Here is a 24,704-nt window from a genome sequence, read left to right as displayed (position 1 = left end):
CTCGGCCGCGGCGCGTTTGCGCAGGTCCGGCCGGTTGTCAGTGGCCGGGTGCACGATGGGGGCATGTCCGGTAGCGCGCTCGACTCGTTCTCATCCGCGACCCGCTCGTGGTTCACGGGGGCCTTCGACGCGCCCACGGCCGCGCAGGAGGGTGCCTGGCGGGCCATCGGGGCGGGATCGGACGTGCTCGTCGTGGCGCCCACCGGCTCCGGGAAGACCCTGGCGGCCTTCCTGGCCGCCCTGGACCGGCTGGCGTCCGTTCCGCCGCCCGCCGAGCCGAAGAAGCGCTGCCGGGTCCTGTACGTGTCGCCGCTGAAGGCCCTGGCCGTCGACGTGGAGCGCAATCTGCGCAGCCCGCTGACCGGCATCCGGCAGGAGTCCGTCCGGCTGGGGCTGCCGGAGCCGGACATCCGGGTCGGCATCCGGTCCGGTGACACCCCGCCCGCCGAGCGCCGGTCCCTGGTGACCCGGCCGCCGGACATCCTGATCACCACCCCCGAGTCCCTGTTCCTGATGCTGACCTCGGCCGCCCGGGACGCCCTGGCCGGCGTGGAGACGGTGATCCTGGACGAGGTGCACGCCGTCGCGGGGACCAAGCGCGGCGCCCACCTCGCCCTGTCCCTGGAGCGGCTTGACGAGCTGCTGCCGCGTCCGGCCCGCAGGATCGGCCTGTCGGCGACGGTCCGTCCGGTGGACGAGGTGGCCCGGTATCTGGCGCCGCGCGGCAAGGTGGAGATCGTCCAGCCGCCCTCGACGAAGGAGTTCGACCTTTCGGTGGTCGTCCCCGTCCAGGACATGGGCGAGTTGGGGGGCTCGCCCGCGTCCGAGGGCAAGGACGGCGGCGACAAGCCGTCCATCTGGCCGCATGTGGAGGAGCGGATCGCGGACCTCGTCCAGGCGCACCGCTCGACGATCGTGTTCGCCAACTCCCGCCGGCTCGCCGAGCGCCTCTGCAACCGCCTCAACGAGATCGCGTACGAGCGCGCCACGGGCGAGAAGATGCCCGAGGACGCCCCGCCGGCCGAGATCATGGCCCAGTCGGGGGCCGCGCGGGGCGCCCCGCCGGTGCTGGCCCGCGCGCACCACGGCTCGGTGTCGAAGGAGCAGCGGGCGCTGGTCGAGGAGGACCTCAAGGCGGGCCGGCTGCCGGCCGTGGTCGCCACGTCCAGTCTGGAGCTGGGCATCGACATGGGCGCGGTGGACCTGGTGGTGCAGGTCGAGTCCCCGCCCTCGGTGGCTTCCGGGCTCCAGCGCGTGGGGCGCGCCGGACACCAGGTGGGCGCGGTCTCCACCGGTGTGGTCTTCCCCAAGTACCGGGGGGACCTGGTGCAGTCGGCGGTCGTCACCGAACGCATGCGCACCGGTGCGATCGAGGCACTGCGCGTCCCGTCCAATCCACTCGACGTCCTGGCGCAACAGCTGGTGGCGATGACGGCCATGGACACCTGGCAACTGGACGACCTGCTGGCCCTGGTGCGGCGGGCCGCGCCCTTCGCCGCGCTGCCCGACTCGGCGTTCACGTCGGTCCTGGACATGCTGGCGGGCCGCTATCCGTCGGACGCGTTCGCCGAACTGCGACCGCGTGTGGTGTGGGACCGGGTCGCCGGGACGATCACCGGCCGGCCGGGCGCCCAGCGTCTGGCGGTCACCTCCGGCGGCACGATCCCGGACCGAGGACTGTTCGGCGTCTTCCTCGCGGGCGCGGACCCGAAGAAGGGCGGCGGCCGGGTCGGTGAACTCGACGAGGAGATGGTCTACGAATCGCGCGTAGGGGACGTCTTCACCCTGGGCACCAGCTCCTGGCGCATCGAGGACATCACCCGGGACCGGGTCCTGGTGTCGCCCGCCCCGGGGGTCCCGGGGCGGCTGCCGTTCTGGAAGGGCGACCAGCTGGGCCGCCCCCTCGAACTGGGCCGCGCCGTCGGCGCGTTCCTGCGCGAGCTGGGGGCGCTGAGCGACGACGACGCCCGGCTGCGCCTGTCGGCGGCCGGCCTGGACGCCTGGGCCTCGGACAACGTCCTCGCGTACCTCTCCGAGCAGCGTGAGGCCTGCGGCCACGTGCCCGACGACCGGACCATCGTGGTCGAGCGGTTCCGTGACGAGCTCGGGGACTGGCGGGTGGTGGTCCACTCCCCCTTCGGCGCCCAGGTGCACGCCCCGTGGGCGCTCGCCCTCGGCGCCCGCCTCGCCGAGCGGTACGGCATGGACGCGCAGGTCATGCACGCCGACGACGGGATCGTGCTGCGCCTGCCGGACGCCGACCTGCTGGGCATGGACCTGTTGGACCACGATCCCGCGCAGGCCGTCCAGGCCTTCGAGTTCGACGACGAGAAGGCCCCGCTGGGCGCCGCCGACGTCGCCTTCGACCACGGCGACATCAACCAGATCGTCACCGACCAGGTGGGCGGCTCGGCCCTGTTCGCCTCCCGGTTCCGCGAGTGCGCCGCCCGCGCCCTGCTGTTGCCGCGCCGCAATCCGGGCAAGCGCACCCCGCTGTGGCAGCAGCGCCAGCGCGCCTCACAACTCCTCCAGGTGGCCTCGGAGTTCGGCTCCTTCCCGATCGTGCTGGAAGCCGTACGGGAATGCCTCCAGGACGTCTTCGACGTGCCCGGTCTGACCGAGTTGATGGGGGACATCGAGGCGCGCCGGGTCCGTCTGGTCGAGGTCACCACGGCCGAGCCCTCGCCGTTCGCGCGTTCCCTCCTGTTCGGCTACGTCGCCCAGTTCCTGTACGAGGGCGACTCCCCGCTGGCCGAGCGCAGGGCGGCCGCGCTCTCGCTGGACTCCCGCCTGCTCGCCGAACTCCTCGGCCAGGCGGAGCTGCGCGAGCTGCTCGACGCCTCGGTGCTGGAGGAGTTGGAGCGGGAGCTCCAGTGGCTCACCGAGGACCGGCGGGCCAAGGACGTCGAGTCGGTGGCCGACCTGTTGCGCATGCTGGGCCCGCTGACCGACGCCGAACTGGTCGAGCGCGGGGCCGAGGCGTCCTGGGCCGGTGAACTCGCGGCCGCCCGCCGGGCCATCCGGGTACGGATCGGCGGAGCCGCACACTGGGCGGCCATCGAGGACGCCGGCCGGCTCCGCGACGCCCTGGGCACCGCGCTCCCGGTCGGGGTCCCCGAGGCGTTCACCGAACCGGTCAAGGACCCGCTCGGCGATCTGCTGGCCCGCTACGCCCGCACCCACGGACCGTTCACCACGGCCGCGGCCGCGTCCCGCCTCGGCCTGGGCGGGGCGGTCACCGACGGCGCGCTGCACCGGCTCGCCGCGTCGGGCCGGGTGGTCCAGGGCGAGTTCCATCCGGCCGGCATCGGTCAGGAGTGGTGCGACGCGGCCGTGCTGCGCCGGCTGCGCCGCCGCTCGCTGGCCGCGCTCCGGCAGGAGTTGGAGCCCGTACCGCCGACGGCGCTGGCCACCTTCCTGCCGCAGTGGCAGCACCTGGGCGGGACCCTGCGCGGGATCGACGGCCTGGCCCGGGCGGTCGAACAGCTCCAGGGCGCCCCGGTGCCCGCCTCCGCGCTGGAGCGCCTGATCCTGCCCTCCCGGGTCGCGGGCTACTCCCCGACCCTGCTGGACGAGCTGACCACCACCGGCGAGGTGATCTGGGCCGGGGCCGGAGCGCTGCCCGGCAAGGACGGCTGGGTATCCCTCTACCTCGCGGAAACGGCGCCCCTGCTCCTCCCGCCGGCCCATCCATTGGAGACGAGCCCGATCCACCAGGCCGTCCTGGACGCCCTCTCCGGCGGGTACGGCCTGTTCTTCCGCCAGCTCACCGACGCCGTGCGGGCCGGGCACCCCGCGGTCTCGGACGCCGAGCTGTCCTCCGCCGTGTGGGACCTGGCCTGGTCGGGCCGGCTGACCAACGACACCCTGGCCCCGCTGCGGTCCCTGTTGGGTTCGGGTCGCACGGCGGGCGCCACCGCCCATCGGGCCAGGCGCACCGTCCCGCGCGGCCGCTACGGCACCCTCGGCGCCACCGTGTCCCGTACGGGTCCCCCCACCGTCTCCGGCCGCTGGTCCCTCCTTCCGACCCACGCCCCGGACCCCACCCACCGGGCCCACGCACTGGCCCGCACCCTGCTGGACCGGCACGGGGTGGTGACCCGGGGCGCGGTCGCGGCCGAGGGGGTGCAGGGCGGCTTCAGCGCGGTCTACCGCGTCCTGTCGGCCTTCGAGGACAGCGGTCAGGCCCGCCGGGGGTACGTGGTCGAGGGTCTGGGTGCGGCCCAGTTCGCGATGGACGGCGCCGTGGACAGACTGCGGGCGGCCGAGCGCACCCCGCCTCCCCTGGCGGCGGTGGTCCTGGCCGCGGCCGACCCGGCGAACGCGTACGGCGCGGCCCTGCCCTGGCCGGAGCCCCCGGCCGACGCCACCCACAAACCGGGCCGCAAGGCGGGCTCGCTGGTGGTCCTGGTCGACGGTGAACTCACCCTGTACCTGGAGCGCGGCGGCAAGACCCTGCTGGCCTGGCCCCCGGCGGAGGATCCGCGCCTCGCGGCGGCGACGGCCGCGCTCGTCGCGGCCTCGCGCGCGGGCACCGTTCCCGATCTGACGGTGGAGCGGATCAACGCCGCCGCGGCCCTGACCTCGCCCCTGGGGCCGGCTCTGGAGGCGGCCGGCTTCCACGCCACCCCTCGGGGGCTGCGGTTGCGGAACTGACCTCCACGAACGGGTCCCAAGTGTGCGGCTTTTGTATTGAACACGTCACGAGGTGGCTCTGGCCTGGAAGTCGCGGCCTTTTGTGCGTTATCAAGATCGCATAAGGCATCGCGCTCGGAGCGACGCCTTCCACATCCAGACACCCGTCGCACATTCCATGGGGGACGAGAACAGTGAGCACCATAGGCACGCGCGGTACCGCGGTCGGCTTCATCGGCCTGGCCGTCGTCGGCCTGGCCCTGACCGGCTGCAAGAACGGCAACGAGGACCAGTCCCCGGCACTGCCGGCCTCCCCGTCCGCCACACAGCCCTCCCAGTCCGTACAGCCCGAGCCGAGCGCCACCCCGTCGACCGGCGGCGGCGCACCGGCCCCGGGGACCGCGGGCACCGCCAAGTCCGGCCAGAGCTTCAAGATCGGCGAGGCGGCCACCGTGCCGTTCAGCTACGGCACGGACAAGGGCGGCACCATCGCCCTCACCGTCACCGGCATCGAGCAGGGCCAGGCCGCCGACCTCGCCCCGCTCAAGCTCGGCGACAAGGTCAAGGGGATGGTTCCGTACTACATCCGCTACTCGGTCAAGAACGTCGGCACCACCGATCTGTCGCACACCTCCGTCAGCCACATCAAGGGCCTCCTGCCGGACGGCAGCGAGGCCCAGGGGCTCTCGATCATCGGCACGTTCGAGAAGTGCGATGACGACGCGCTGCCGCGCGACTTCACCAACGGCAAGTCGCAGGCCGGTTGCGCCGTCGCCCTGGCCCCGTCGGCACAGACCAAGGTGGCAGGCGCCGAGTACTGGGGCGACCCCTACAACTCCCTGAACGACAAGAAGGGCCTCACCTGGAAGTAGCCCCACCCCGGCCCCCGCGGCGCACGGCCGCGGGGGCTCGCCGTACGCCGGGGTGGGTGCGGGGAACCCGCTCGGAGGTCGACAATGGGGCCATGCCCGAAGGAGACAGCGTCTGGCGCGCGGCGGCCCGCCTCCACGAGGCCCTGGCCGGGAAGCGGCTCACCCGCTCCGACCTGCGCGTCCCCCGCTTCGCCACCGCCGACCTCACGGGCCGCACCACCCTCGACGTCACCCCCCGCGGCAAGCACCTCCTCGCCCGCTTCGAGGGGGGCGACGGGGACGACGGCCTCACCCTGCACACCCACCTGCGCATGGACGGCGCCTGGCACGTCTTTCCCGCGGCCGCGAAGTGGCACGGCGGCCCCGTCCACGAGGTCCGCGTCGTCCTCGGCACCGCCGACTCCACCGCCGTCGGCTACCGCCTCCCCGTCGTGGAACTGATCCGTACCGCCGACGAGGACCGCGTCGTCGGCCACCTCGGCCCCGACCTCCTCGGCCCGGACTGGGACCCCGCCCGGGCCGCCACGAACCTCCTCGCCGCCCCCGACCGCCCCCTCGGCGAGGCCCTCCTGGACCAACGCAACCTGGCCGGCATCGGCAACATCTACAAGTCCGAACTCTGCTTCCTGGCCCAGGTCACCCCCTGGACCCCGGTGGGCGACCTTCCCGACACCGAGGTCACGACCGTCCGCCTCGCCGGCGCCGCCCACCGGCTCCTGCGCGCCAACGTCGGCGAACGCGCCGGCCACGGCGCCCACCGCAACACCACCGGCAGCCACCGCCCGGGCCAGGACCTGTTCGTCTACGGCCGGGCCCGCCGCCCCTGCCTGCGCTGCGGTACCCCGATCCGCGAGGCCCGCCAGGACGACCGGCCCACCTACTGGTGTCCGAGCTGCCAATCCGGCCCGACCCCCTAGTTGACGGTCCGTCAGCTTCGGTCGTACCGTCCCGGCATGCCCACAGCCTCGTACGACCTCACCGGCCGCACCGCGCTGATCACCGGCGCCGCGAGCGGCATCGGCCGCGCCACCGCCGTGCTCCTCGCCGAGGCCGGCGCGGCCGTGCACTGCGCGGACCGCGACGCGCACGGCCTCCGGGAGACCGCCGACCTGGTGGCCGAGGCGGGCGGGCGGGCCGTCGTCCACGCCCTCGACGTCACGGACCGCACCGCGCTCCGGGCGGCCGTCGCGGCGGCGGGTCCGCTCGACATCACGGCCGCCATCGCCGGGATCATGCACACCAGCAGCGTCCTGGAGACCACCGACGAGGACCTCGACCGGGTCCTGGACATCAATTTCAAGGGAGTCCTGCGCACCTGCCAGGAGTCCGCCCGCGCCATGATCGCCGCAGGCCGCCCCGGGTCGATCGTCACCATGGCCTCCGGCGCCGTGGACGCGGCCCAGCCCGGTCTGCTCTGCTACAGCGCCGCCAAGGCCGCCGTGGTCCAGCTGACCAAGACCCTGGCCACCGAGACGGGCCCGCACGGCATCCGCGTCAACGCCGTCGCGCCCGGATGGATCCGCACCCCCATGACCGGCCGCCACGGCGCCGAGGCACAGGAGCAGACCGAGGCGATGATGGTCAGGATGTCCCCGCTGCGCCGGGTCGGCGAGCCCGAGGACATCGCGCAGGCGGTGCTCTACCTCGCCTCGGACGCCTCGTCCTTCATGACGGGCCAGATTCTTCGCCCGAACGGTGGAGTGTCGATGCCCTGGTAGACCTCGGACCGGAGGACGTCGCCGACGTCGTGACGACCGGTGCGACGTTTCCCCCGTGCCCCGGTTCCCCCTTCCTGCGCCCCCGCTCGGGCCGCGGGACGCAGTGCACCGGCAGCAGCCCCAGCCCCCATCCGCCGACCGCCACCGCACCCTCCACGGGTCCGGTCTCCGCGGGTGCCAGGGCCAGCCGCAGCACGGCCCACCACCACAGCACGCCCACGGTCAGCGCAAGGGGTATCAGTAGCCGCCGCACGGCTGCCTCCCGGGAGGCGGGGATCCGGACGCGCCCATCCTCCCGCACCCCCTCGCCCACCGCACCCAGAACGACCGGGCGGCACACCCCCGCGGACACAGCAAGGAACCCCACCCGATGCATCTCGCACCGACCGGGGCTCCAGCCACACTCACACGCTTGGGCTCACGCGGCTACGACGTTCACCGCTTCCACGGGGGCCTTGATGGTCACCCGTTCCGTGGTTCCCGCGACCGAGGTCACGGAGACCGCATTGAGCATCGGGCGCACCGGTGCCGGCACCGGTTCGCTTGCCGCCGACTGCGCGAGTTCCGCCAGCGACAGTTCGTCGCTGACTTCGCGCATCAGCTCGGACATCCGTACGTCAAGCGCGTCGCAGATCGCGGAGAGCAGCTCGGAGGATGCCTCCTTCTGCCCCCGCTCCACCTCGGAGAGATAGCCGAGCGAAACTCGGGCGGACGAGGAGACCTCGCGCAGAGTACGGCCCTGGCGCTGGCGCTGCCGACGCAGCACGTCACCCAGCAGGCGACGAAGCAGAATCATCGGTGGCTCCCTCCTCTGACCGTGTAGCCGTAACCTTCACGCCCCACCGTACCGCCTCGCGCCGCGGCCGTGCGGGGAGCTATGTCGTGTTCACTCAGGGCTGCAAACATCAAATCCCCCCGTTCTGTTCCGTATCCTGCCCCCGCAGATTCTCGCGGAGTTCGCTGGAGAGAAGTTCGAGCACTGTCCGTGCACTCTCCCTACGGATTTCCGTACGGGAGCCGTTCAACCACAGCCGGGCCGTTTTCCTGCCCCGGGGGCCCACCACGGCGATGAAAACCGTTCCCACCGGCTGCCCGTCCTGCGGGTCCGGGCCGGCCACTCCGGTCGTCGCGATCCCCCACGACGCCCCCATGACCCGCCGGACGCCGGCGGCCATCTCCAGCGCCACCTGGGCGTTCACCGCGCCTTCGGCCGCCAGCAGCTCGGCGTTCACCCCGAGGACCCGGTGCTTGAGCTCGGTCGCGTACGCGGTGACCGAGCCGCGGAAGGCTTTCGAGGCGCCCGGAACGGAGGTGATCACCGCGGCGACCATGCCACCGGTGAGCGATTCGGCGACGGCGAGGCTCTGGTCACTCTCCGCGAGCAGTCGCAGTACCTCTCCGGCCACCTCGACGGCGTCGGCGCCGGCTTCCGCCGCCCCACCGGTCACCGGAAGATCACTCGGGGTGTCCGTCACCTCGCGGCCCGCTCCACGGCCAGTTCCGCAGCGAGGCCCTTGCGGCGCAGCACGACCGCCTGCCGGATGTAGTCCAGACCGGTGACGACGGTCAGCACCACGGCCACCGCCATCACCCAGAACCGCAGCGTGGCCAGCGGTCCGGTCAGCGCGAGGACGTACATGCCCACGGCCGTCCCCTGCGCCAGGGTCTTCATCTTGCCGCCCCGGCTCGCCGGGATGACCCCGTAGCGGATCACCCAGAAGCGCATCAGCGTGATCCCGAGCTCCCGCCCGAGGATGACCCCCGTGACCCACCAGGGCAGGTCACCGAGCCAGGAGAGACAGATCAGCGCCGACCCCATGATCGCCTTGTCGGCGATGGGGTCGGCGATCTTTCCGAAATCCGTGACCAGGTTGTACGTCCGGGCGAGATGCCCGTCGAAGATGTCCGTGATCATGGCGACGGCGAACGCCGCCCACGCCCACGCCCGCCAGACGGGGTCGTAACCCCCGTCGGCGAGCAGCAGCAGGACGAATCCCGGCACGAGCACGAGCCGGATCATCGTCAGGATGTTGGCGATGTTCCACAGGCCGGCCTGGTGGACGGCCGCAGCCCCGACCTTCGCGCCGGGTGCCGGCCGGCGGCCGGTCCCGCCCGCCGCAGATGCCGGGACTCCGGTCATCCGGCCGCCTCCTCAAGATCCAGGCCCAGGGGCTCCGCGACCAGGTCGACACCGAGGGTGCCGACCACCTTTGCCGTGACGATACGCCCGGGGACCAGACCCGTGCCGTCCGTGAAGACGACCTGGCCGTCCGTTTCGGGAGCCTGGTGGGCGGCGCGTCCGTAGGCGCCCTCGCCGTCCTCGTCGACGGACTCGACGGACTCCACGAGGACCTCCAGGGTCTCGCCGATCCGCTCCTCCGCGCGCTGCGAGGTCAGCTCCTCGGCCAGCCGCTGCATGTGTGCGAGCCGCTGCGCGATGGTGTCCTCGTCCAGCTTGCCGTCGTACGTGACGGCCTCGGTGCCGTCCTCGTCCGAGTAGCCGAACACGCCGATCGCGTCGAGCCTCGCGTGGGTGAGGAAACGCTCCAGCTCCTTGAAGTCCGACTCCTTCTCGCCGGGGAACCCGACGATGAAGTTGGACCGGACGCCGGCCTGCGGGGCCTTGGAGCGGATGGTGTCGAGCAGCTCCAGGAACCGGTCGGTGTCACCGAAGCGGCGCATGGCGCGCAGCACGTCGGGGGCCGAGTGCTGGAAGGACAGGTCGAAGTACGGGACGACCTTGGGGGTCGAGGTGAGTACGTCGATCAGCCCGGGCCGCATCTCGGCGGGCTGGAGGTAGCTGACGCGGACGCGCTCGATGCCGTCCACCTCGGCCAGCTCGGGCAGCAGGGTCTCCAGGAGGCGGATGTCGCCCAGGTCCTTGCCGTACGAGGTGTTGTTCTCGGAGACCAGCATGATCTCCTTGACGCCCTGTTCCGCGAGCCAGCGGGTCTCGCCCAGCACGTCGCTGGGACGGCGCGAGATGAAGGAGCCGCGGAAGGACGGGATGGCGCAGAAGGAGCAGCGCCGGTCGCAGCCGGAGGCCAGCTTGACCGAGGCCACGGGGCTCTTGTCGAGGCGGCGGCGCAGCGGTGCGCGCGGTCCCGAGGCGGGCGCGAGCCCGTCGGGCAGGTCGGCGGGCGCCTCGGCGATCGGCTCCTGCGCGTGGCCGGGCAGGGCCACCTCCGCGTCCTGACGGGCCGCAGGGCTGATCGGCAGCAGCTTGCGCCGGTCACGGGGGGTGTGGGAGGCGTGGATGCCGCCGTTGAGGATGGTCTGGAGGCGGTCGGAGATGTCGGCGTAGTCGTCGAATCCGAGCACGCCATCGGCCTCGGGGAGCGCTTCGGCGAGTTCCTTGCCGTAGCGCTCGGCCATACAGCCGACGGCGACGACGGCCTGCGTCTTGCCGTGATCCTTGAGATCGTTGGCTTCCAGCAGGGCGTCTACGGAGTCCTTTTTGGCGGCTTCGACGAAGCCGCAGGTGTTGACGACGGCAACGTCCGCGTCGGCGGCGTCCTCGACGAGCTCCCAGCCATCCGCCGCCAAGCGGCCTGCGAGCTCCTCCGAGTCCACCTCGTTACGGGCGCAGCCAAGAGTGACAAGGGCGACGGTACGGCGTTCGGGCATGGACTCAAGACTACTTCGTCCCGGCGGCGCCCCCCGCCCCACGTCCCACCACGGCGAGATCCCCGGGACGCGGCGCGGCATCCCGGGGATCTGGAATTGCTTGTTCCTATACGGGTCAGCCCGCCTGCGCCTGGCCCTGGCGGGGGTCGTCCTTGGTGTAGGTGAGACGTTCCACTTGACCCGCCTGGAAGGTGTCCTTGATCTCCTTGCCGTTCACGAAGAGGCTCACGGCCCCGGCGTCGCCGAGCACGAGATCGATGGACTCCTTGTCCGTGAACGTCTTCGACTCACCCTGCGCGAGGGTGCCGTCGAACAGGAGTCGCCCGTTGTGGTCCTTCGCCGAGATCCAGCTCTCGCCGGTGTCGGCCGTCAGGACCACCGTGACGAGGTCCTTGGGCGCGGCGGCGATGGCGCTGTCCGAAGGCTCCGGCTTGGGGGCCTTGGGGGTGGGCGAGGCGGCCGGCTTCCCGGCCTGCTTGGGGGCGGGCTTGGGGGAGGCGGTTCCCTCCGCCACGGGACGCTTGCCGTTCTCGTCGCCACCGCTGAAGGCGGTGAAGCCCACGAAGCCGATCACGGCGACGATGGCGGCGACCATGGCCGCGGTCCAGTTGGGCCGCTGCCGTTCGGGGCGGATCCGCTCGGCTTCGAACATCGGCGCGGCGGGGGTGGGTGCCGGCCGGCCGCCGTGAGCCGCGTCGTACGCCTCGACCAGGGGTTCCGGATCGAGGCCCACGGCGCGGGCGAGGGTACGGATGTGACCGCGGGCGTAGACGTCGCCGCCGCACCGCGTGAAATCGTCTTCTTCGATCGCGTGCACGATCGGGATGCGCACGCGGGTGGTGGAACTGACCTCGTCGACAGTGAGCCCGGCGACGATCCGGGCCTTCTTGAGGGCCGTCCCGATGGACGGTCCTTCGACGGAACGTTCGACGATGCGGTCCTCGAACCGGTCGTCGGTCGAAGGCCGCTCTTCTTCGGGGGAGTTGGCGTTGCCGATGGACACGAGGGCGCCTTTCGAGCGTGTAGCCACCTGCTGGCTTACCAGTCTAGGGGGGTGACGAAAGGGTGGAGCAACCGGAGGGTGGACTCCCTACGCCATCCGAATGGCGTGGGGAGTCCGCAGCGGTGCGCGACGGGTGGAACAGGTGAAACGGGTGGGACGACCTCGTGCCCGAGGGCGCTCGGCCTCCGCCTCCCTCAACTTGACGCGCGCCGGGGGGAAACGGTTGCCCGCCCGTTTGTTACGGCTGGGACTCGCCTCGGATGACGGCCAGGACCTCGTCCAGCTCGTCCGGTTTCACCATCACGTCGCGGGCCTTCGACCCCTCGCTGGGGCCGACGATCCCGCGCGATTCCATCAGGTCCATGAGCCGTCCGGCCTTGGCGAAACCGACCCGCAGCTTGCGCTGGAGCATCGAGGTGGAGCCGAATTGGGTGGAGACGACCAGCTCCGCCGCCTGGCACAGCAGGTCCAGGTCGTCGCCGATCTCCTCGTCGATCTCCTTCTTCTGCTTCTGCCCGACCGTGACGTCGTCGCGGAAGACGGGCGTCATCTGCTCCTTGCAGTGTTGGACCACCCCGGAGATCTCGTCCTCGGTGACGAAGGCTCCCTGAAGACGGACCGGCTTGTTCGCGCCCATCGGCAGGAACAGCCCGTCACCCTTGCCGATCAGCTTCTCGGCGCCGGGCTGGTCCAGGATGACCCGGCTGTCCGCGAGCGAGGACGTGGCGAAGGCGAGCCGCGACGGCACGTTCGCCTTGATCAGGCCGGTGACCACGTCCACCGAGGGCCGCTGGGTGGCGAGCACCAGGTGGATGCCGGCCGCTCGGGCCAACTGGGTGATGCGGACGATCGAGTCCTCGACGTCGCGCGGCGCGACCATCATCAGGTCGGCGAGCTCGTCCACGATCACCAGCAGGTACGGGTACGGGTTGAGCTCCCGTTCGCTGCCCGGCGGCAGTTTGATCTTTCCGTCGCGGATGGCCTGGTTGAAGTCGTCGATGTGCCGGTAGCCGAAGGCCGCGAGGTCGTCGTAACGCAGGTCCATCTCGCGCACGACCCACTGGAGGGCCTCGGCGGCCCGCTTGGGGTTGGTGATGATCGGCGTGATCAGGTGCGGGATGCCCTCGTACGCGGTCAGCTCCACCCGCTTGGGGTCGACCAGCACCATCTTCACCTCGTCCGGGGTGGCCCGGATCATCACCGAGGTGATCAGGCAGTTGATGCAGGAGGACTTGCCGGAGCCGGTGGCGCCGGCGACGAGCACGTGCGGCATCTTGGCGAGGTTGGCCATCACGTAGCCGCCCTCGACGTCCTTGCCGAGCGCCACCAGCATCGGGTGGTCGTCCTCGGCGGCGTCCGCGAGACGCAACACGTCGCCCAGGTTGACCATCTCGCGGTCGGTGTTCGGGATCTCGATGCCGACCGCCGACTTGCCCGGGATCGGGCTGATGATCCGTACGTCCGGCGAGGCGACGGCGTACGCGATGTTCTTGGCCAGCGCCGTGATCCGCTCGACCTTCACCGCCGCGCCCAGCGTCACCTCGTAGCGGGTGACCGTCGGGCCCCGGGTGAAACCGGTGACGGACGCGTCGACCTTGAACTCCATGAAGACGTTGGTCAGCGAGGCGACGACCGCGTCGTTGGCGGCGCTGCGGGTCTTGCCGGGGCCCCCGCGCTCCAGCAGGTCCAGCCGGGGCTTGACGTACGTGATGTCCCCGCGCAGCTGGAGCTGCTCGGAGCGCGGCGGCAGCGACCGGTCCTCCGGCGACGCCTTCGTCAGGTCCGGTACCGACAGGGTCCCGGAGGCCGCGGCCGTGGTGTCGTGCGGGCGCTCGGCGGCCGGGGCCTCCGGTACGGGCGCGACCTCCGGTACGGGCGCGGGCGCGGCCGTCGCGGCCGTCGCGGCCGGCTCGGGAGCCGCGGGCCTCGGGGCGGGCGCGCGGTCGGGGGCCGGGTCCGGGAGGGCGGCGGGCCGCTCCCCGCGCGCCGGCGGCACGGGGGTGGTGGGCTCCGCGCCCCCGGGGTCCGGGGAGATCCCCTGGGTGAGGTCCGCCACCAGCGGGGAGGGCGGCATTCCGCCGTAGACCACCCCGTCCAGCGCGGCGGCCGCCGCGGCCGCCACGTCGACGGCGTCCATGCCGGTCCTGGGCGTGGAACGCCTCGGCCGGCGGCGCCGGGCCAGCGCGGCCTCCTCGGCGGCGCCGGCGGGGTCCAACGGCCCGGTGGCCTCGCCGGCCCCGGCACGGGCCCGCCAGCGCTCGGCGTCGTGCCGGTCCTGCCGGTCGGCGGGCTGCTCCGCGTCCCCGTAGCCCTCGTCGTACTCGTTCGGAGCGATGATCCCCAGCCGGATCCCGAGCCGCCGCAGCCGCTGGGGAATCGCGTTGACGGGCGTCGCCGTGACCACGAGCAGGCCGAAGACCGTGAGCAGCACCAGCATGGGCACGGCCAGCGGCGCGCCCATGGTGAAGATCAGCGGTTTGGAGGCGGCCCAGCCGATGAGCCCGCCCGCGTTCTGCATCGCGGTGGTGCCCTCGTCGCGGCCGGGTGCCCCGCAGGCGATGTGCACCAGGCCCAGGACGCCGATCACGAGCGCGGACAGGCCGATGCCGATCCGGCCGTTGGCGTCGGTCTGCTCGGGGTGGCGGATGAACCGTACGGCCATGACGCCGAGCAGGAGCGGTACGAGCAGATCCAGTCGCCCGAAGGCACCGGTGACCAGCATCGTGACCAGATCACCGACGGGACCGTTCAGGTTCGACCAGGTTCCGGCGGCGACGATCAGCGCGAGGGCGAGGAGCAGCAGTGCGAGGCCGTCCTTGCGGTGCGCGGGGTCGAGGTTCCTGGCGCCCTGGCCGACACCGCGGAAGACCGCGCCGACCCCGTGGGCGAGGCCGAGCCAACAGGCGCGCACCAGCCGCACCACACCCCCGGTCGGGGACGGCGCGGGCTTGGCCGGCACCTTCTTGACCGGGGCGCGCCTGGCCGCCGCGACCTTCTTCGCGGGAGGCTTGCGCGCGGGCGCCGCCTTCTTGGCCGGCGCCGCCGTACGGCCGGTGCGGCCCTTCGCAGTGCCCGCAGCGCGCTGGGAACCCTTGCCGGACGTACTTGAGGCCATGGGGGCGAGGTTACCGGTGCGCACGCCGGTGGACGTGCGTGCCCACCCCTTCACCCGTTCGTGTCGCCGCAGTCGTCGGTGCTTTGACGCTCCGCCAGACCTGACGCACACCCAGGCGGGCCCGCGCCGGGGCCCGCAGAGCCCGGCACCGTCAACCCCGGGCGGACAGCCGTCAGCCCTGGGCGGGGAGTACCGCCGCTCCCCCGCCGGTCCCCGGTTCGAGCGCGTCCAGCGCTCGCCGCAGTCCGGTCAGCTTGCGTTCCAGATGCGCCGCGGTCGCCACCACGGCGGCGTCGGCGGATTCCTCGCCGAGTTGCTTCGTCAGCGCCTCGGCCTGCTCCTCGACCGCCGCGAGCCGCGCGGAGAGCTCGGCCAGCAGGCCGGCCGTCTCCTTGCTGCCGTCGCCGTTGGTCCCGCCGCCCTCCAGCTGGAGGCGCAGCAGCGCCGCCTGCTCCCGAAGCTGGCAGTTCTTCGTGTACAACTCCACGAAGACCGACACCTTGGCGCGCAGCACCCACGGGTCGAACGGCTTCGAGATGTAGTCGACCGCGCCCGCCGCGTAACCGCGGAAGGTGTGGTGCGGACCGTGATTGATCGCGGTGAGGAAGATGATCGGGATGTCCCGGGTCCGTTCCCGCCGCTTGATGTGCGCGGCCGTCTCGAAACCGTCCATTCCCGGCATCTGCACATCCAGCAGGATGACCGCGAAATCGTCCGTCAACAGCGCCTTGAGCGCTTCCTCCCCGGACGACGCCCGGACCAGTGTCTGATCGAGCGCGGAGAGGATGGCCTCCAGCGCCAGCAGATTCTCCGGCCGGTCATCGACCAGGAGGATCTTGGCCTTCTGCACCATGCCCTGTCCTCCTCGCCCCGGCATGGGGCCTCCCCGGCTCCGGGCACCGGTCTGTGCGCCGGGCCCCGCCCCAGAGGACGGCATCCTTGCGCCGTCCGTCCTTGTGCCGGTCATCGTAGCCCCAGTCCCGAGATCGCCACACCCTGTCACCAGGATGTCACTGTGCACGAAGCAGAAACGGTGTGGGAGAGCAGAAGGTTCCCCGCATCCCGCCCTCCCACACCGTAGCGGCCACACTGAGTCAACAATTGATATCAGTGCCGCCGCCGGATGATCACTTTCCGCGCATCCACTGCTCCATCACCGACAGCAGGTAATCGGGTTCAACCGGCTTGGTGACGTAGTCGGAAGCGCCGGAATCGATCGCCTTCTCCCGGTCGCCCTGCATCGCCTTCGCCGTCAGCGCGATGATCGGCAGACCCGCGAACTGCGGCATCCGCCGGATCGCCGAGGTCGTGGCGTACCCGTCCATCTCCGGCATCATGATGTCCATCAGCACGACAGTCACGTCGTCGTGCTGCTCCAGGACCTCGATGCCCTCCCGCCCGTTCTCCGCGTACAGCACCGACAGCCCGTGCTGTTCCAGGACGCTCGTCAGCGCGAAGACGTTGCGCACGTCGTCGTCGACGATGAGCACCTTCTCGCCATGGAAGTCGTACTTCCGAGGCACCACCGGGAGTTCGTCCTCCGCGCCGCCCCAGCCGTCCTCGGCCCCCTGCGTGTGGGGCTGCCCGGGCACCGCCGTACGCGGCTCCAGATCGCTCAGCGACTTGCGGCGCCGCCGGAACAGCGAGGCCGGACCGCTCTGCTGACCGCCCCCGCCCATCTCGCCCGCCGGCAGCGCGGGCCGCGCCGACCGGTCCTGGGCCTGCGGTCCGGGCACGGGCGCCGCCGGCAGCGCCGCCGCGGGCCGCGCCTCCTCGACGGGCCTGCGGTACTCCCCGCGCGCTCCACCGGGGGCCGGCGGCGCGTACCCCTGCGGCGGCAGTTCGCTCGGGTGCAGCGGCAGGTACAGCGTGAAGGTCGAGCCCCGACCGGGCTCGCTCGCCGCGTGGATCTCACCGCCCAGCAGGCGCGCGATCTCCCGGCTGATGGACAGCCCGAGCCCCGTGCCGCCGTACTTCCTGCTGGTGGTGCCGTCCGCCTGCTTGAACGCCTCGAAGATCACCAGCATCTTGCTCGCCGCGATCCCGATCCCGGTGTCGGTCACCGAGAACGCGATCAGGTCCGCGTCCGCCTCGCGCAGCGAACCCGCCTCCAGCAACTGCTCCCGGATCGCCGTCGGCACGTCCGCGCCGGCGGGCCGGATCACCAGTTCCACCGCCCCGCCGTCGGTGAACTTCACCGCGTTCGACAGCAGGTTCCGCAGCACCTGGAGCAGCCGCTGCTCATCGGTGTGCAGGGTCGCCGGGAGCTCCGGGGAGACCCGTACCGAGAAGTCCAGGCCCTTCTCCGCGGTCAGCGGCCGGAAGGTGGCCTCCACGTAGTCCACGAGCTGGACCAACGCGATCCGGGTCGGCGAGACGTCCATCTTCCCGGCCTCGACCTTCGACAGGTCGAGGATGTCGTTGATCAGTTGCAGCAGGTCGGAACCCGCGCCGTGGATGGTCTCCGCGAACTCCACCTGCTTCGGCGACAGGTTCTCGTCCGCGTTGTCGGCCAGCAGCTTCGCCAGGATCAACAGCGAGTTGAGCGGGGTCCGCAGCTCGTGCGACATGTTCGCCAGGAACTCGGACTTGTACCGCATCGACACCGCGAGCTGCTCGGCGCGCTCCTCCAGGACCTGCCGGGCCTCCTCGATCTCGGTGTTCTTCACCTCGATGTCGCGGTTCTGCTGGGCCAGCAGCTCCGCCTTCTCCTCCAACTCGGCGTTCGCCGCCTGGAGCGCCTTCTGCCGGTTCTCCAACTCATCGGAGCGCTCTCGCAGTTGCTCGGTCATCTCCTGCGACTGCTTCAGCAGCATCTCCGTCTTGGAGTTGACGCTGATGGTGTTGACGCTCGTACCGATCATCTCGGCGATCTGGCTCAGGAAGTCCTTCTGGATCTGGGTGAACGGGGTGAAGGACGCCAGTTCGATCACACCGAGCACCTTGCCCTCGAACAGCACCGGCAGCACGATCACGTGCGCCGGCGGCGCCTCGCCCAGGCCCGAGGAGATCTTCAGATAACCGGGCGGGGTGTTCTCGACGAGGATCGTCCGCTTCTCCTCCGCGACCGTCCCGATCAACCCCTCCCCCGGCCGGAAGGAGATGGGCATCTGGCCGCCCGCGTACGCGTAACTCCCGCGCATCCGCAGCTCGTACGAGCCGACCGCGCCGCCCTCCGTGCCGATCTCGGTGGTCCCCCCGGCGGGCAGGGCCAGGAAGAAGGCGCCGTGCTGCGCGGAGACCACGGGCGTCAGTTCGCTCATGATCAGCGAAGCCACGTCGTCCAGCTCCCGGCGCCCCTGCATCAGGGCCGAGATCCGGGCCAGGTTGCCCTTGAGCCAGTCCTGCTCCTTGTTGGCCAAGGTGGTGTCGCGCAGGTTCACGATCATCGTGTTGATGTTGTCCTGGAGGACCTGGATCTCACCGGCCGCGTCCACGTCGACCTTCAGGCTCAGGTCCCCGCGGGTCACCGCGGTGGCCACGGCCGCGATCGCGCGCACCTGCCGGGTCAGGTTCCCGGCCATCTCGTTCACGGACTCGGTCAGGTCCCGCCAGGTGCCGTCCACGTCGCGCACCCGCGCCTGGCCGCCGAGGATGCCCTCGGTACCCACCTCGCGGGCCACCCGGGTCACCTGGTCGGCGAAGGAGGACAGCTGGTCGACCATCGTGTTGATGGTGGTCTTGAGCTCCAGGATCTCGCCGCGCGCGTCGATGTCGATCTTCTTGGTCATGTCGCCCTTGGCGATGGCGGTCGTGACCATGGCGATCTGCCGCACCTGACCGGTGAGGTTGGACGCCATGAAGTTCACCGAGTCGGTCAGGTCCTTCCACGTACCGGAGACCCCCGGCACGTGCGCCTGGCCGCCGAGGCGCCCCTCGGTGCCCACCTCACGGGCCACCCGCGTCACCTCGTCCGCGAACGAGGACAGGGTCTTGACCATCGTGTTCACGGTGTCCGCGAGCTGCGCGACCTCGCCGCGCGCCTCGACCGTGACCTTCTTCGTCAGATCGCCGTTGGCGACCGCCGCCGAGACCTGCGCGATCCCGCGCACCTGCGCCGTCAGGTTCCCGGCCATCGTGTTGACGTTGTCGCTGAGGTCCTTCCAGATGCCGGTCACCCCCCGCACCCGGGCCTGGCCGCCGAGGATGCCCTCGGTACCCACCTCGCGCGCCACCCGCGTCACCTGCTCCGCGAACGACGACAGCTGGTCCACCATCGTGTTCACGGTGGTGACGAGCTCCAGGATCTCGCCCTTGGCATCCACCGTGATCTTCTTCGACAGGTCGCCCATCGCGACCGCCGTGGTCACCTCGGCGATGTTGCGCACCTGCGAGGTCAGGTTGTTCGCCATGAAGTTGACGGACTGCGTGAGGTCCTTCCAGGTGCCCGAGACGCCCTTGACCTCCGCCTGGCCGCCGAGAATGCCCTCCGTGCCCACCTCGCGGGCGACGCGGGTCACCTGCTCCGCGAAGTTCGAGAGCTGGTCGACCATCGTGTTGAGGGTGTTCTTCAGCTCCAGGATCTCGCCCCGGGCGTCCACGTCGATCTTCTGCGACAGGTCACCGCGGGCGACCGCCGTGGCGACCTGCGCGATGTTGCGCACCTGCGAGGTCAGGTTCCCGGCCATGCCGTTCACCGAGTCGGTCAGGTCGCGCCACACCCCGGCCACGCCGGGCACCTGCGCCTGACCGCCGAGCCGGCCCTCGGTGCCCACGTCCCGGGCCACCCGCGTCACCTGCTCCGCGAAGGCCGAGAGCTGATCGACCATCGTGTTGATGGTGTTCTTCAGTTCCAGGATCTCGCCCCGGGCGTCCACGTCGATCTTCTGCGACAGGTCACCGCGCGCCACCGCCGTGGTCACCTGGGCGATCTGCCGCACCTGGGACGTGAGGTTGCCGGCCATGAAGTTGACGGAGTCGGTGAGTTCCTTCCAGGTGCCGGACACCCCCTCGACCCGCGCCTGACCGCCGAGTCGGCCCTCCGTGCCCACGTCCCGCGCCATCCGCGTGACCTGGTCCGCGAACGAGGACAGCTGGTCCACCATCGTGTTCACGGTGTTCTTCAGCTGGAGCATCTCGCCGGAGACGTCCACGGTGACCTTCTGCGACAGGTCGCCGTTCGCGACCGCCGTCGTCACCTGGGCGATGTTGCGGACCTGCCCGGTGAGGTTGCGGAAGGCGGTGTTCACCGAGTCGGTGAGGTCCTTCCACGTGCCCGCCGCCCCGGGCACCTGCGCCTGACCGCCGAGCTCGCCCTCCACGCCGACCTCACGGGCCACACGCGTCACTTCGGCGCCGAAGGACTGGAGCTGGTCCACCATCGTGTTGACGGTGTTCTTCAACTCCAGCATCTCGCCGGCCACGTCGACCGTGACCTTCTGCGACAGATCGCCGTTGGCCACCGCCGTCGTCACCGTCGCGATGTCCCGCACCTGCGTGGTGAGGTTGCGGAAGACCGTGTTCACCGAGTCGGTGAGGTCCTTCCACGTGCCCGCCGCCCCCGGTACCTGCGCCTGGCCACCGAGCGTTCCCTTGGCCCCGACCTCGCTGGCCACGCGCGTGACCTCGTCGGCGAAGGTCCGCAGCGTCTCGGTCATCTGGTTGATCGTTTCGGCCAGCTGCGCGACCTCGCCGCGCGCGCTGACCCGCACCTTCTGCGACAGGTCGCCGTTCGCGACCGCCGTCGTCACCTGGGCGATCCCGCGCACCTGGGCGGTCAGGTTCCCCGCCATGGTGTTGACGGAGTCGGTCAGGTCCTTCCACACGCCCGCGACCCCGGGCACCTTCGCCTGGCCGCCGAGCTCGCCTTCCGTGCCCACCTCCCGGGCGACGCGGGTCACCTCGGAGGAGAACGACGACAGCTGGTCCACCATCGTGTTCACGGTGTTCTTCAGCTGGAGCATCTCGCCGGCCACGTGCACCGTGACCTTGCGCGACAGATCACCCTTGGCGACCGCCGTCGTGACGAGAGCAATGTCACGCACCTGGGCGGTGAGCCGGTACGCCATCGTGTTGACGGAATCGGTCAGGTCCTTCCAGGACCCGGACATTCCGCGCACCTGGGCCTGGCCGCCGAGCTTGCCCTCGGTGCCCACCTCCAGCGCCACACGCGTCACCTCGTCGGTGAACGCGGACAGCTGGTCGACGAGGTTGTTGACCGTACGCCCGACCTTGAGGAACTCCCCGCGCAGCGGATGCCCGGCCCCGTCGGCCGTCTGCGTCCGCAGCTCCATCCGCTGGTCCAGGTCGCCCTCGGCCACCGCCGACAGCACCCGGCCCACCTCGGACACCGGTCGGGCCAGGTCGTCGACCAACTGGTTCGAGGCGTCGATCGCGGCCGCCCAGGAGCCCTCGCAGGCGCCTGTTTCCAGCCGTTCGCTGAGCTTGCCCTCGCGGCCCACCATCCGCCGGACCCGGGACAGCTCCCCGGTCAAGTGCAGATTCCGGTCGGCGACCTCGTTGTAGACGGCGGCGATCTCCGCCATCACGCCCTCGCCGGACACCGTCAGCCGCTTGCGGAAGTTCCCGTCCCGCATCGACACCAGGGCCGTGAGCAGCCTGTTCAGAGCGGCGGTATCGACTTCCGTCGTACCGCTGCGCCGGGAGCGTCCCCCCTTGGGGCGCGTTCCCGTACGCCGCACCGCTGCGCCAGACTCCACCGTGTCCCTCCCGAAAGGGTCGACCACTGTTCCACCGGATTTCCGAACAACCACAACCCGGCTCTTCTATCCACAACCCGGCTGTTCAAGCCTGCCCAGTGTTTCACCCTGTCCGAACCAGGCCATAACACTTCGGCACCATTGCACACCGGCCGTACCCTGCGAGTGGAATCCAGGACGACGGCACCACGGGAACCGCGAAGGTAAGTAACCTGGCACCCGATGTCCAACCGCGTCGAAGGAGTCTTGTGATCACGGCACGGGCGGCTGCCAGTTTCGATCCTCAAGGGCGTTCGGTCGCCGCTGCCCGCGCGTTCGTCCGCGACACCCTCCACGGCTGGGGCTTCGCGGACATCGTCGACGACGCGGTGGTGCTCACCAGCGAGCTCGTCACCAATGCCGTGGTGCACGCCGGGACCCGGGCCGAGGTGCTGTGCCTGCGCGCCGAGGACGGAGTGCGCGTCGAGGTCGCCGACAGGTACCCGGAGCGTGAACTCCCGCTTCAGCACCCCGGCGAGCGACCGTACGCCGACCCCGACCGCGAGAACGGCCGCGGCCTCATGTTGTGCGCCGCCCTCGCCACCCGCTGGGGAGTCGAGTACACGGCCACCCACAAGCACGTGTGGTTCCGGCTGGACCTCCCGGACCGTCCGGTCGGTACCCGCCTGGCGGGGCCCGTCCTCCCCGACCAGCTGCTGCCCCTGGCCGACAGCCGGGTCCGGGTCGCCGTCCTCCAGATCGACGCCGCCGACACCGTCTCCGCCTGGAACGAGGACGCCGAGCACATCTTCGGCCACCCCTCCGAGAAGGCCGTCGGGCGACCACTCGCCGAGCTCGCGGCCTGGCCGCAGACCCCCGGCACCGGCACGGGCATCGCCGAGGCCCTGCGGCTGTCCCGCTGGGAGGGCAGTTACGGCATCCGCGGCGCCGACGGCCGCGTCATCCCCGTCTACGCCTCTCACCTGCGGGTCCGTGACGCCCATGGCGAACCGTCCATCGTCTGCCTGCTCGTGCACGACGACGAACGCGCCCTGCTCCAGAGCCCCACGCGCGTCCCTGCCGACGGCGCCCAGCTCAACGAGCCGCGCCTGCCGGACCCCTTCGAGATGTTCATCGGTTCGCCGGCCCCCGACGATCTCGACGGACTGCTCCAGCGCACCGTCGAGCGCGCCCGCGACATGCTCGACGCGGACTCCGCCTTCCTGCTGCTCGCGACCGACGACGAAACGGAGTTGGAGGTCCGTGCCACGACCGGACTGCCCTCGACCCGTCAGCGGTTCGCCCGCGTTCCGGTCGAGGCCGGCACCAACCGGTACGGCTCGGCCCGCATGCCCGCCGTGCACGACGACCTCTCCGCGGTCCCGGGCGCCGTCCCGCTCCTGGAGGCCACCGGCATGCGCTCGGTGGTCACCGTCCCGCTGAAGGTCGAGGGACGGCTGACCGGTTCGCTGGGCGTGGCCACCGAGTATCCGGGCCGCTACTCCAACGAGGACGCCCTGCGGCTCCAGTTCGCCGCGGATCGGATCGCCCTCGCCGTGGAATCGGCCCGACTCGGAGAACTGGAGCGTCTGCGCCGCGGTTCCCTCTCCTTCCTCGTCGAGGCCTCCGACCTGCTGGCCGGCACCCTCGACCGGGACCAGACCCTGGCTCTCATGGCTCAGATGACCGTTCCGACGCTGGCCACCTGGTGCGCCGTCTACACGATCGCGGACCAGACCTCCGATCCGTTCCTCTCGTACGTGCTCCACGAGGACGAGGAACGCATCGACGGGCTCAAGGACCTGCTCGCGCAGGTGAGTCCGCCCGAACCGGTCCGCGAGGCCGGCGCCCGGCCGTGGCCCGACGCGTCCTTGACGGTGGGCGGGGAAACGGTCGTCCTGCCCCTGCTGGCCCGCAACCGTGTCATCGGGATGCTCACGCTCGGCCGGCCGAGCGAGGAACACTTCCGTCAAGAGATCCTCGAACTCGCCGACGACCTCTCCCGCAGGGCGGCGCTCGCCCTCGACAACGCACGCCTGTACTCCGAGCGCACCGCGATCAGCCGTTCCCTCCAGCGCAGTCTCCTGCCGCCCGGCTCCCCCGCCATCCCCGGCATGGAGGTCGAGGTCATCTACCGCGCGGCGGGCGAGGGCAACGAGGTGGGCGGTGACTTCTACGACGTCTTCCCGATCCGCCCCGGCGTGTACGGCTTCGCCATCGGCGACGTCTGCGGTACCGGCCCCGAGGCGGCCGCGGTGACCGGCCTCGCCCGGCACGCCCTTCGTCTCCTGGCCCGCGAGGGGCTCGGCGGCCCGGCCGTCCTGGAACGCCTGAACGCGGCCATCCTCGACGAGGGCGCCCGCAGTCGCTTCCTCACGCTCCTGTACGGGGAACTCCATCCGCAGCCCAACGGCGGCGCTCTGATGAAGGTGGTCTGCGCGGGCCACCCGCTGCCGCTGCGCCTGCGCCCGAACGGTGAGGTCACCCCCGCGGCGGACCCGCAGCCCCTGCTCGGCGTCATGGACGACCTGGAGCTGTACGAGCAGACCCTCACGCTGGATCCGGGCGATGTCCTCCTCTGCGTCACGGACGGCATCACCGAACGCCGTGAGGGAACCCGCATGCTCGGCGACGACGGCCTCACCGAGGTCCTCACCACGTGTACCGGTCTCACCGCCGGCGCGGTGGCCTCACGTGTCCTGCGTGCCGTGGAGCGCTTCGCCGCCGAGCCCGCCTCGGACGACATGGCCATCCTCACCTTCCGGGTACCGCAGCAGCGCGAAGGCGAGTGAGGCACTTCCGCCTTGTGGAGCCTGTCAGGGCCGGCCCGTTCCGCGGCGCCGGCCCTGTTTCACGTCGGCACCCTCCGGAAGGATCCGGAAACGCAGAAAGGCCCCCGCCATGAGGCGGGGGCCTTTCTGATTGAGCCCTTTAACGGAATCGAACCGTTGACCTTCTCCTTACCATGGAGACGCTCTACCGACTGAGCTAAAAGGGCGGGTTGTTCGGCGGCGTCCTACTCTCCCACAGGGTCCCCCCTGCAGTACCATCGGCGCTGAAAGGCTTAGCTTCCGGGTTCGGAATGTAAACCGGGCG

Annotated in this window: 13 protein-coding genes, 1 tRNA gene and 1 rRNA gene; 5 read left to right on the top strand and 10 right to left on the bottom strand. The window is 71.2% G+C overall.

From position 1 onward, the window contains the following. Nucleotides 1–63: 63 nt before the first annotated feature. From ACIRO3_RS28925 to ACIRO3_RS28910, 4 genes are all read left to right on the top strand, one after another. A complete protein-coding gene (locus tag ACIRO3_RS28925; RefSeq protein ID WP_404141655.1) occupies nt 64–4,656 on the top strand; it encodes an ATP-dependent helicase in 4,593 nt (1,530 codons plus the stop codon). Between the two features lie 173 nt (nt 4,657–4,829). Further along, on the top strand, nt 4,830–5,507 hold the full coding sequence (locus ACIRO3_RS28920; RefSeq protein ID WP_404141653.1) for a hypothetical protein: 678 nt from the start codon (nt 4,830–4,832) through the stop codon (nt 5,505–5,507). 92 nt (nt 5,508–5,599) lie between these two features. Continuing rightward, on the top strand, nt 5,600–6,424 hold the full coding sequence (locus tag ACIRO3_RS28915; RefSeq protein WP_404141651.1) for an Fpg/Nei family DNA glycosylase: 825 nt from the start codon (nt 5,600–5,602) through the stop codon (nt 6,422–6,424). Between the two features lie 36 nt (nt 6,425–6,460). Next, entirely contained in the window at nt 6,461–7,225 is a 765-nt protein-coding gene (locus ACIRO3_RS28910) for an SDR family NAD(P)-dependent oxidoreductase (protein WP_361773584.1), read from the top strand. Nucleotides 7,226–7,643: 418 nt separating this feature from the next. On the opposite strand, the gene ACIRO3_RS28905 is transcribed toward ACIRO3_RS28910, so the two are convergent. From ACIRO3_RS28905 to ACIRO3_RS28870, 8 genes are all read right to left on the bottom strand, one after another. After that, nucleotides 7,644–8,021: a helix-turn-helix transcriptional regulator gene (locus ACIRO3_RS28905; RefSeq protein WP_361773590.1), complete on the bottom strand. Its 378-nt coding sequence runs from the start codon at nt 8,019–8,021 to the stop codon at nt 7,644–7,646. Between the two features lie 109 nt (nt 8,022–8,130). Next, nucleotides 8,131–8,673: a CinA family protein gene (locus ACIRO3_RS28900; RefSeq protein WP_404141780.1), complete on the bottom strand. Its 543-nt coding sequence runs from the start codon at nt 8,671–8,673 to the stop codon at nt 8,131–8,133. 23 nt (nt 8,674–8,696) lie between these two features. After that, nucleotides 8,697–9,365 carry a CDP-diacylglycerol--glycerol-3-phosphate 3-phosphatidyltransferase gene (pgsA, locus tag ACIRO3_RS28895; RefSeq protein ID WP_361773593.1) on the bottom strand — a complete coding sequence of 223 codons (669 nt, stop codon included), beginning with the start codon at nt 9,363–9,365 and terminating at the stop codon, nt 8,697–8,699. Beyond that, nucleotides 9,362–10,852 (bottom strand): 30S ribosomal protein S12 methylthiotransferase RimO, encoded by a 1,491-nt coding sequence (rimO, locus tag ACIRO3_RS28890; protein WP_361773596.1) that lies wholly within the window; start codon nt 10,850–10,852, stop codon nt 9,362–9,364. The genes pgsA and rimO overlap by 4 nt, the downstream gene beginning before the upstream one ends. A gap of 115 nt (nt 10,853–10,967) precedes the next feature. After that, on the bottom strand, nt 10,968–11,855 hold the full coding sequence (locus tag ACIRO3_RS28885) for a RodZ domain-containing protein (RefSeq protein ID WP_404141648.1): 888 nt from the start codon (nt 11,853–11,855) through the stop codon (nt 10,968–10,970). Between the two features lie 238 nt (nt 11,856–12,093). Next, the gene (locus ACIRO3_RS28880) at nt 12,094–14,970 is read right to left on the bottom strand and encodes a DNA translocase FtsK (RefSeq protein ID WP_404141646.1); all 2,877 of its coding nucleotides are present in this window, start codon (nt 14,968–14,970) and stop codon (nt 12,094–12,096) included. A gap of 172 nt (nt 14,971–15,142) precedes the next feature. After that, nucleotides 15,143–15,823: a two-component system response regulator gene (locus ACIRO3_RS28875; protein WP_053682241.1), complete on the bottom strand. Its 681-nt coding sequence runs from the start codon at nt 15,821–15,823 to the stop codon at nt 15,143–15,145. 274 nt (nt 15,824–16,097) lie between these two features. After that, nucleotides 16,098–21,629, bottom strand: coding sequence for a HAMP domain-containing protein (locus ACIRO3_RS28870; RefSeq protein ID WP_404141644.1), 5,532 nt, complete (start codon nt 21,627–21,629; stop codon nt 16,098–16,100). 248 nt (nt 21,630–21,877) lie between these two features. Here ACIRO3_RS28870 and ACIRO3_RS28865 point away from each other — a divergent pair, with 248 nt between their 5' ends. Then, complete coding sequence (locus ACIRO3_RS28865) at nt 21,878–24,400, top strand: SpoIIE family protein phosphatase (protein WP_361773611.1); 2,523 nt, start codon at nt 21,878–21,880, stop codon at nt 24,398–24,400. Between the two features lie 133 nt (nt 24,401–24,533). Here the strand turns inward: ACIRO3_RS28865 and ACIRO3_RS28860 are convergent. Together ACIRO3_RS28860 and rrf are read right to left on the bottom strand one after the other, a co-directional pair. After that, a tRNA-Thr gene (locus tag ACIRO3_RS28860) sits at nt 24,534–24,606 on the bottom strand. A gap of 5 nt (nt 24,607–24,611) precedes the next feature. Next, a 5S ribosomal RNA gene (gene rrf, locus ACIRO3_RS28855) occupies nt 24,612–24,704 on the bottom strand; the annotation flags it as partial.

Source organism: Streptomyces sp. NPDC102278 (assembly GCF_044766345.1).
GTDB lineage: Bacteria > Actinomycetota > Actinomycetes > Streptomycetales > Streptomycetaceae > Streptomyces.
This window is presented reverse-complemented; position numbering and strand designations above follow the sequence as displayed.

Excerpts from the sequence above, each read along its gene's own strand:
- ACIRO3_RS28925 (WP_404141655.1), top strand. The coding sequence starts at position 64 with ATGTCCGGTAGCGCGCTCGACTCGTTCTCATCCGCGACCCGCTCGTGG.
- ACIRO3_RS28915 (WP_404141651.1), top strand. The coding sequence starts at position 5,600 with ATGCCCGAAGGAGACAGCGTCTGGCGCGCGGCGGCCCGCCTCCACGAG.
- ACIRO3_RS28910 (WP_361773584.1), top strand. The coding sequence starts at position 6,461 with ATGCCCACAGCCTCGTACGACCTCACCGGCCGCACCGCGCTGATCACC.
- ACIRO3_RS28905 (WP_361773590.1), bottom strand. The coding sequence starts at position 8,021 with ATGATTCTGCTTCGTCGCCTGCTGGGTGACGTGCTGCGTCGGCAGCGC.
- pgsA (WP_361773593.1), bottom strand. The coding sequence starts at position 9,365 with ATGACCGGAGTCCCGGCATCTGCGGCGGGCGGGACCGGCCGCCGGCCG.
- rimO (WP_361773596.1), bottom strand. The coding sequence starts at position 10,852 with ATGCCCGAACGCCGTACCGTCGCCCTTGTCACTCTTGGCTGCGCCCGT.
- ACIRO3_RS28880 (WP_404141646.1), bottom strand. The coding sequence starts at position 14,970 with ATGGCCTCAAGTACGTCCGGCAAGGGTTCCCAGCGCGCTGCGGGCACT.
- ACIRO3_RS28875 (WP_053682241.1), bottom strand. The coding sequence starts at position 15,823 with ATGGTGCAGAAGGCCAAGATCCTCCTGGTCGATGACCGGCCGGAGAAT.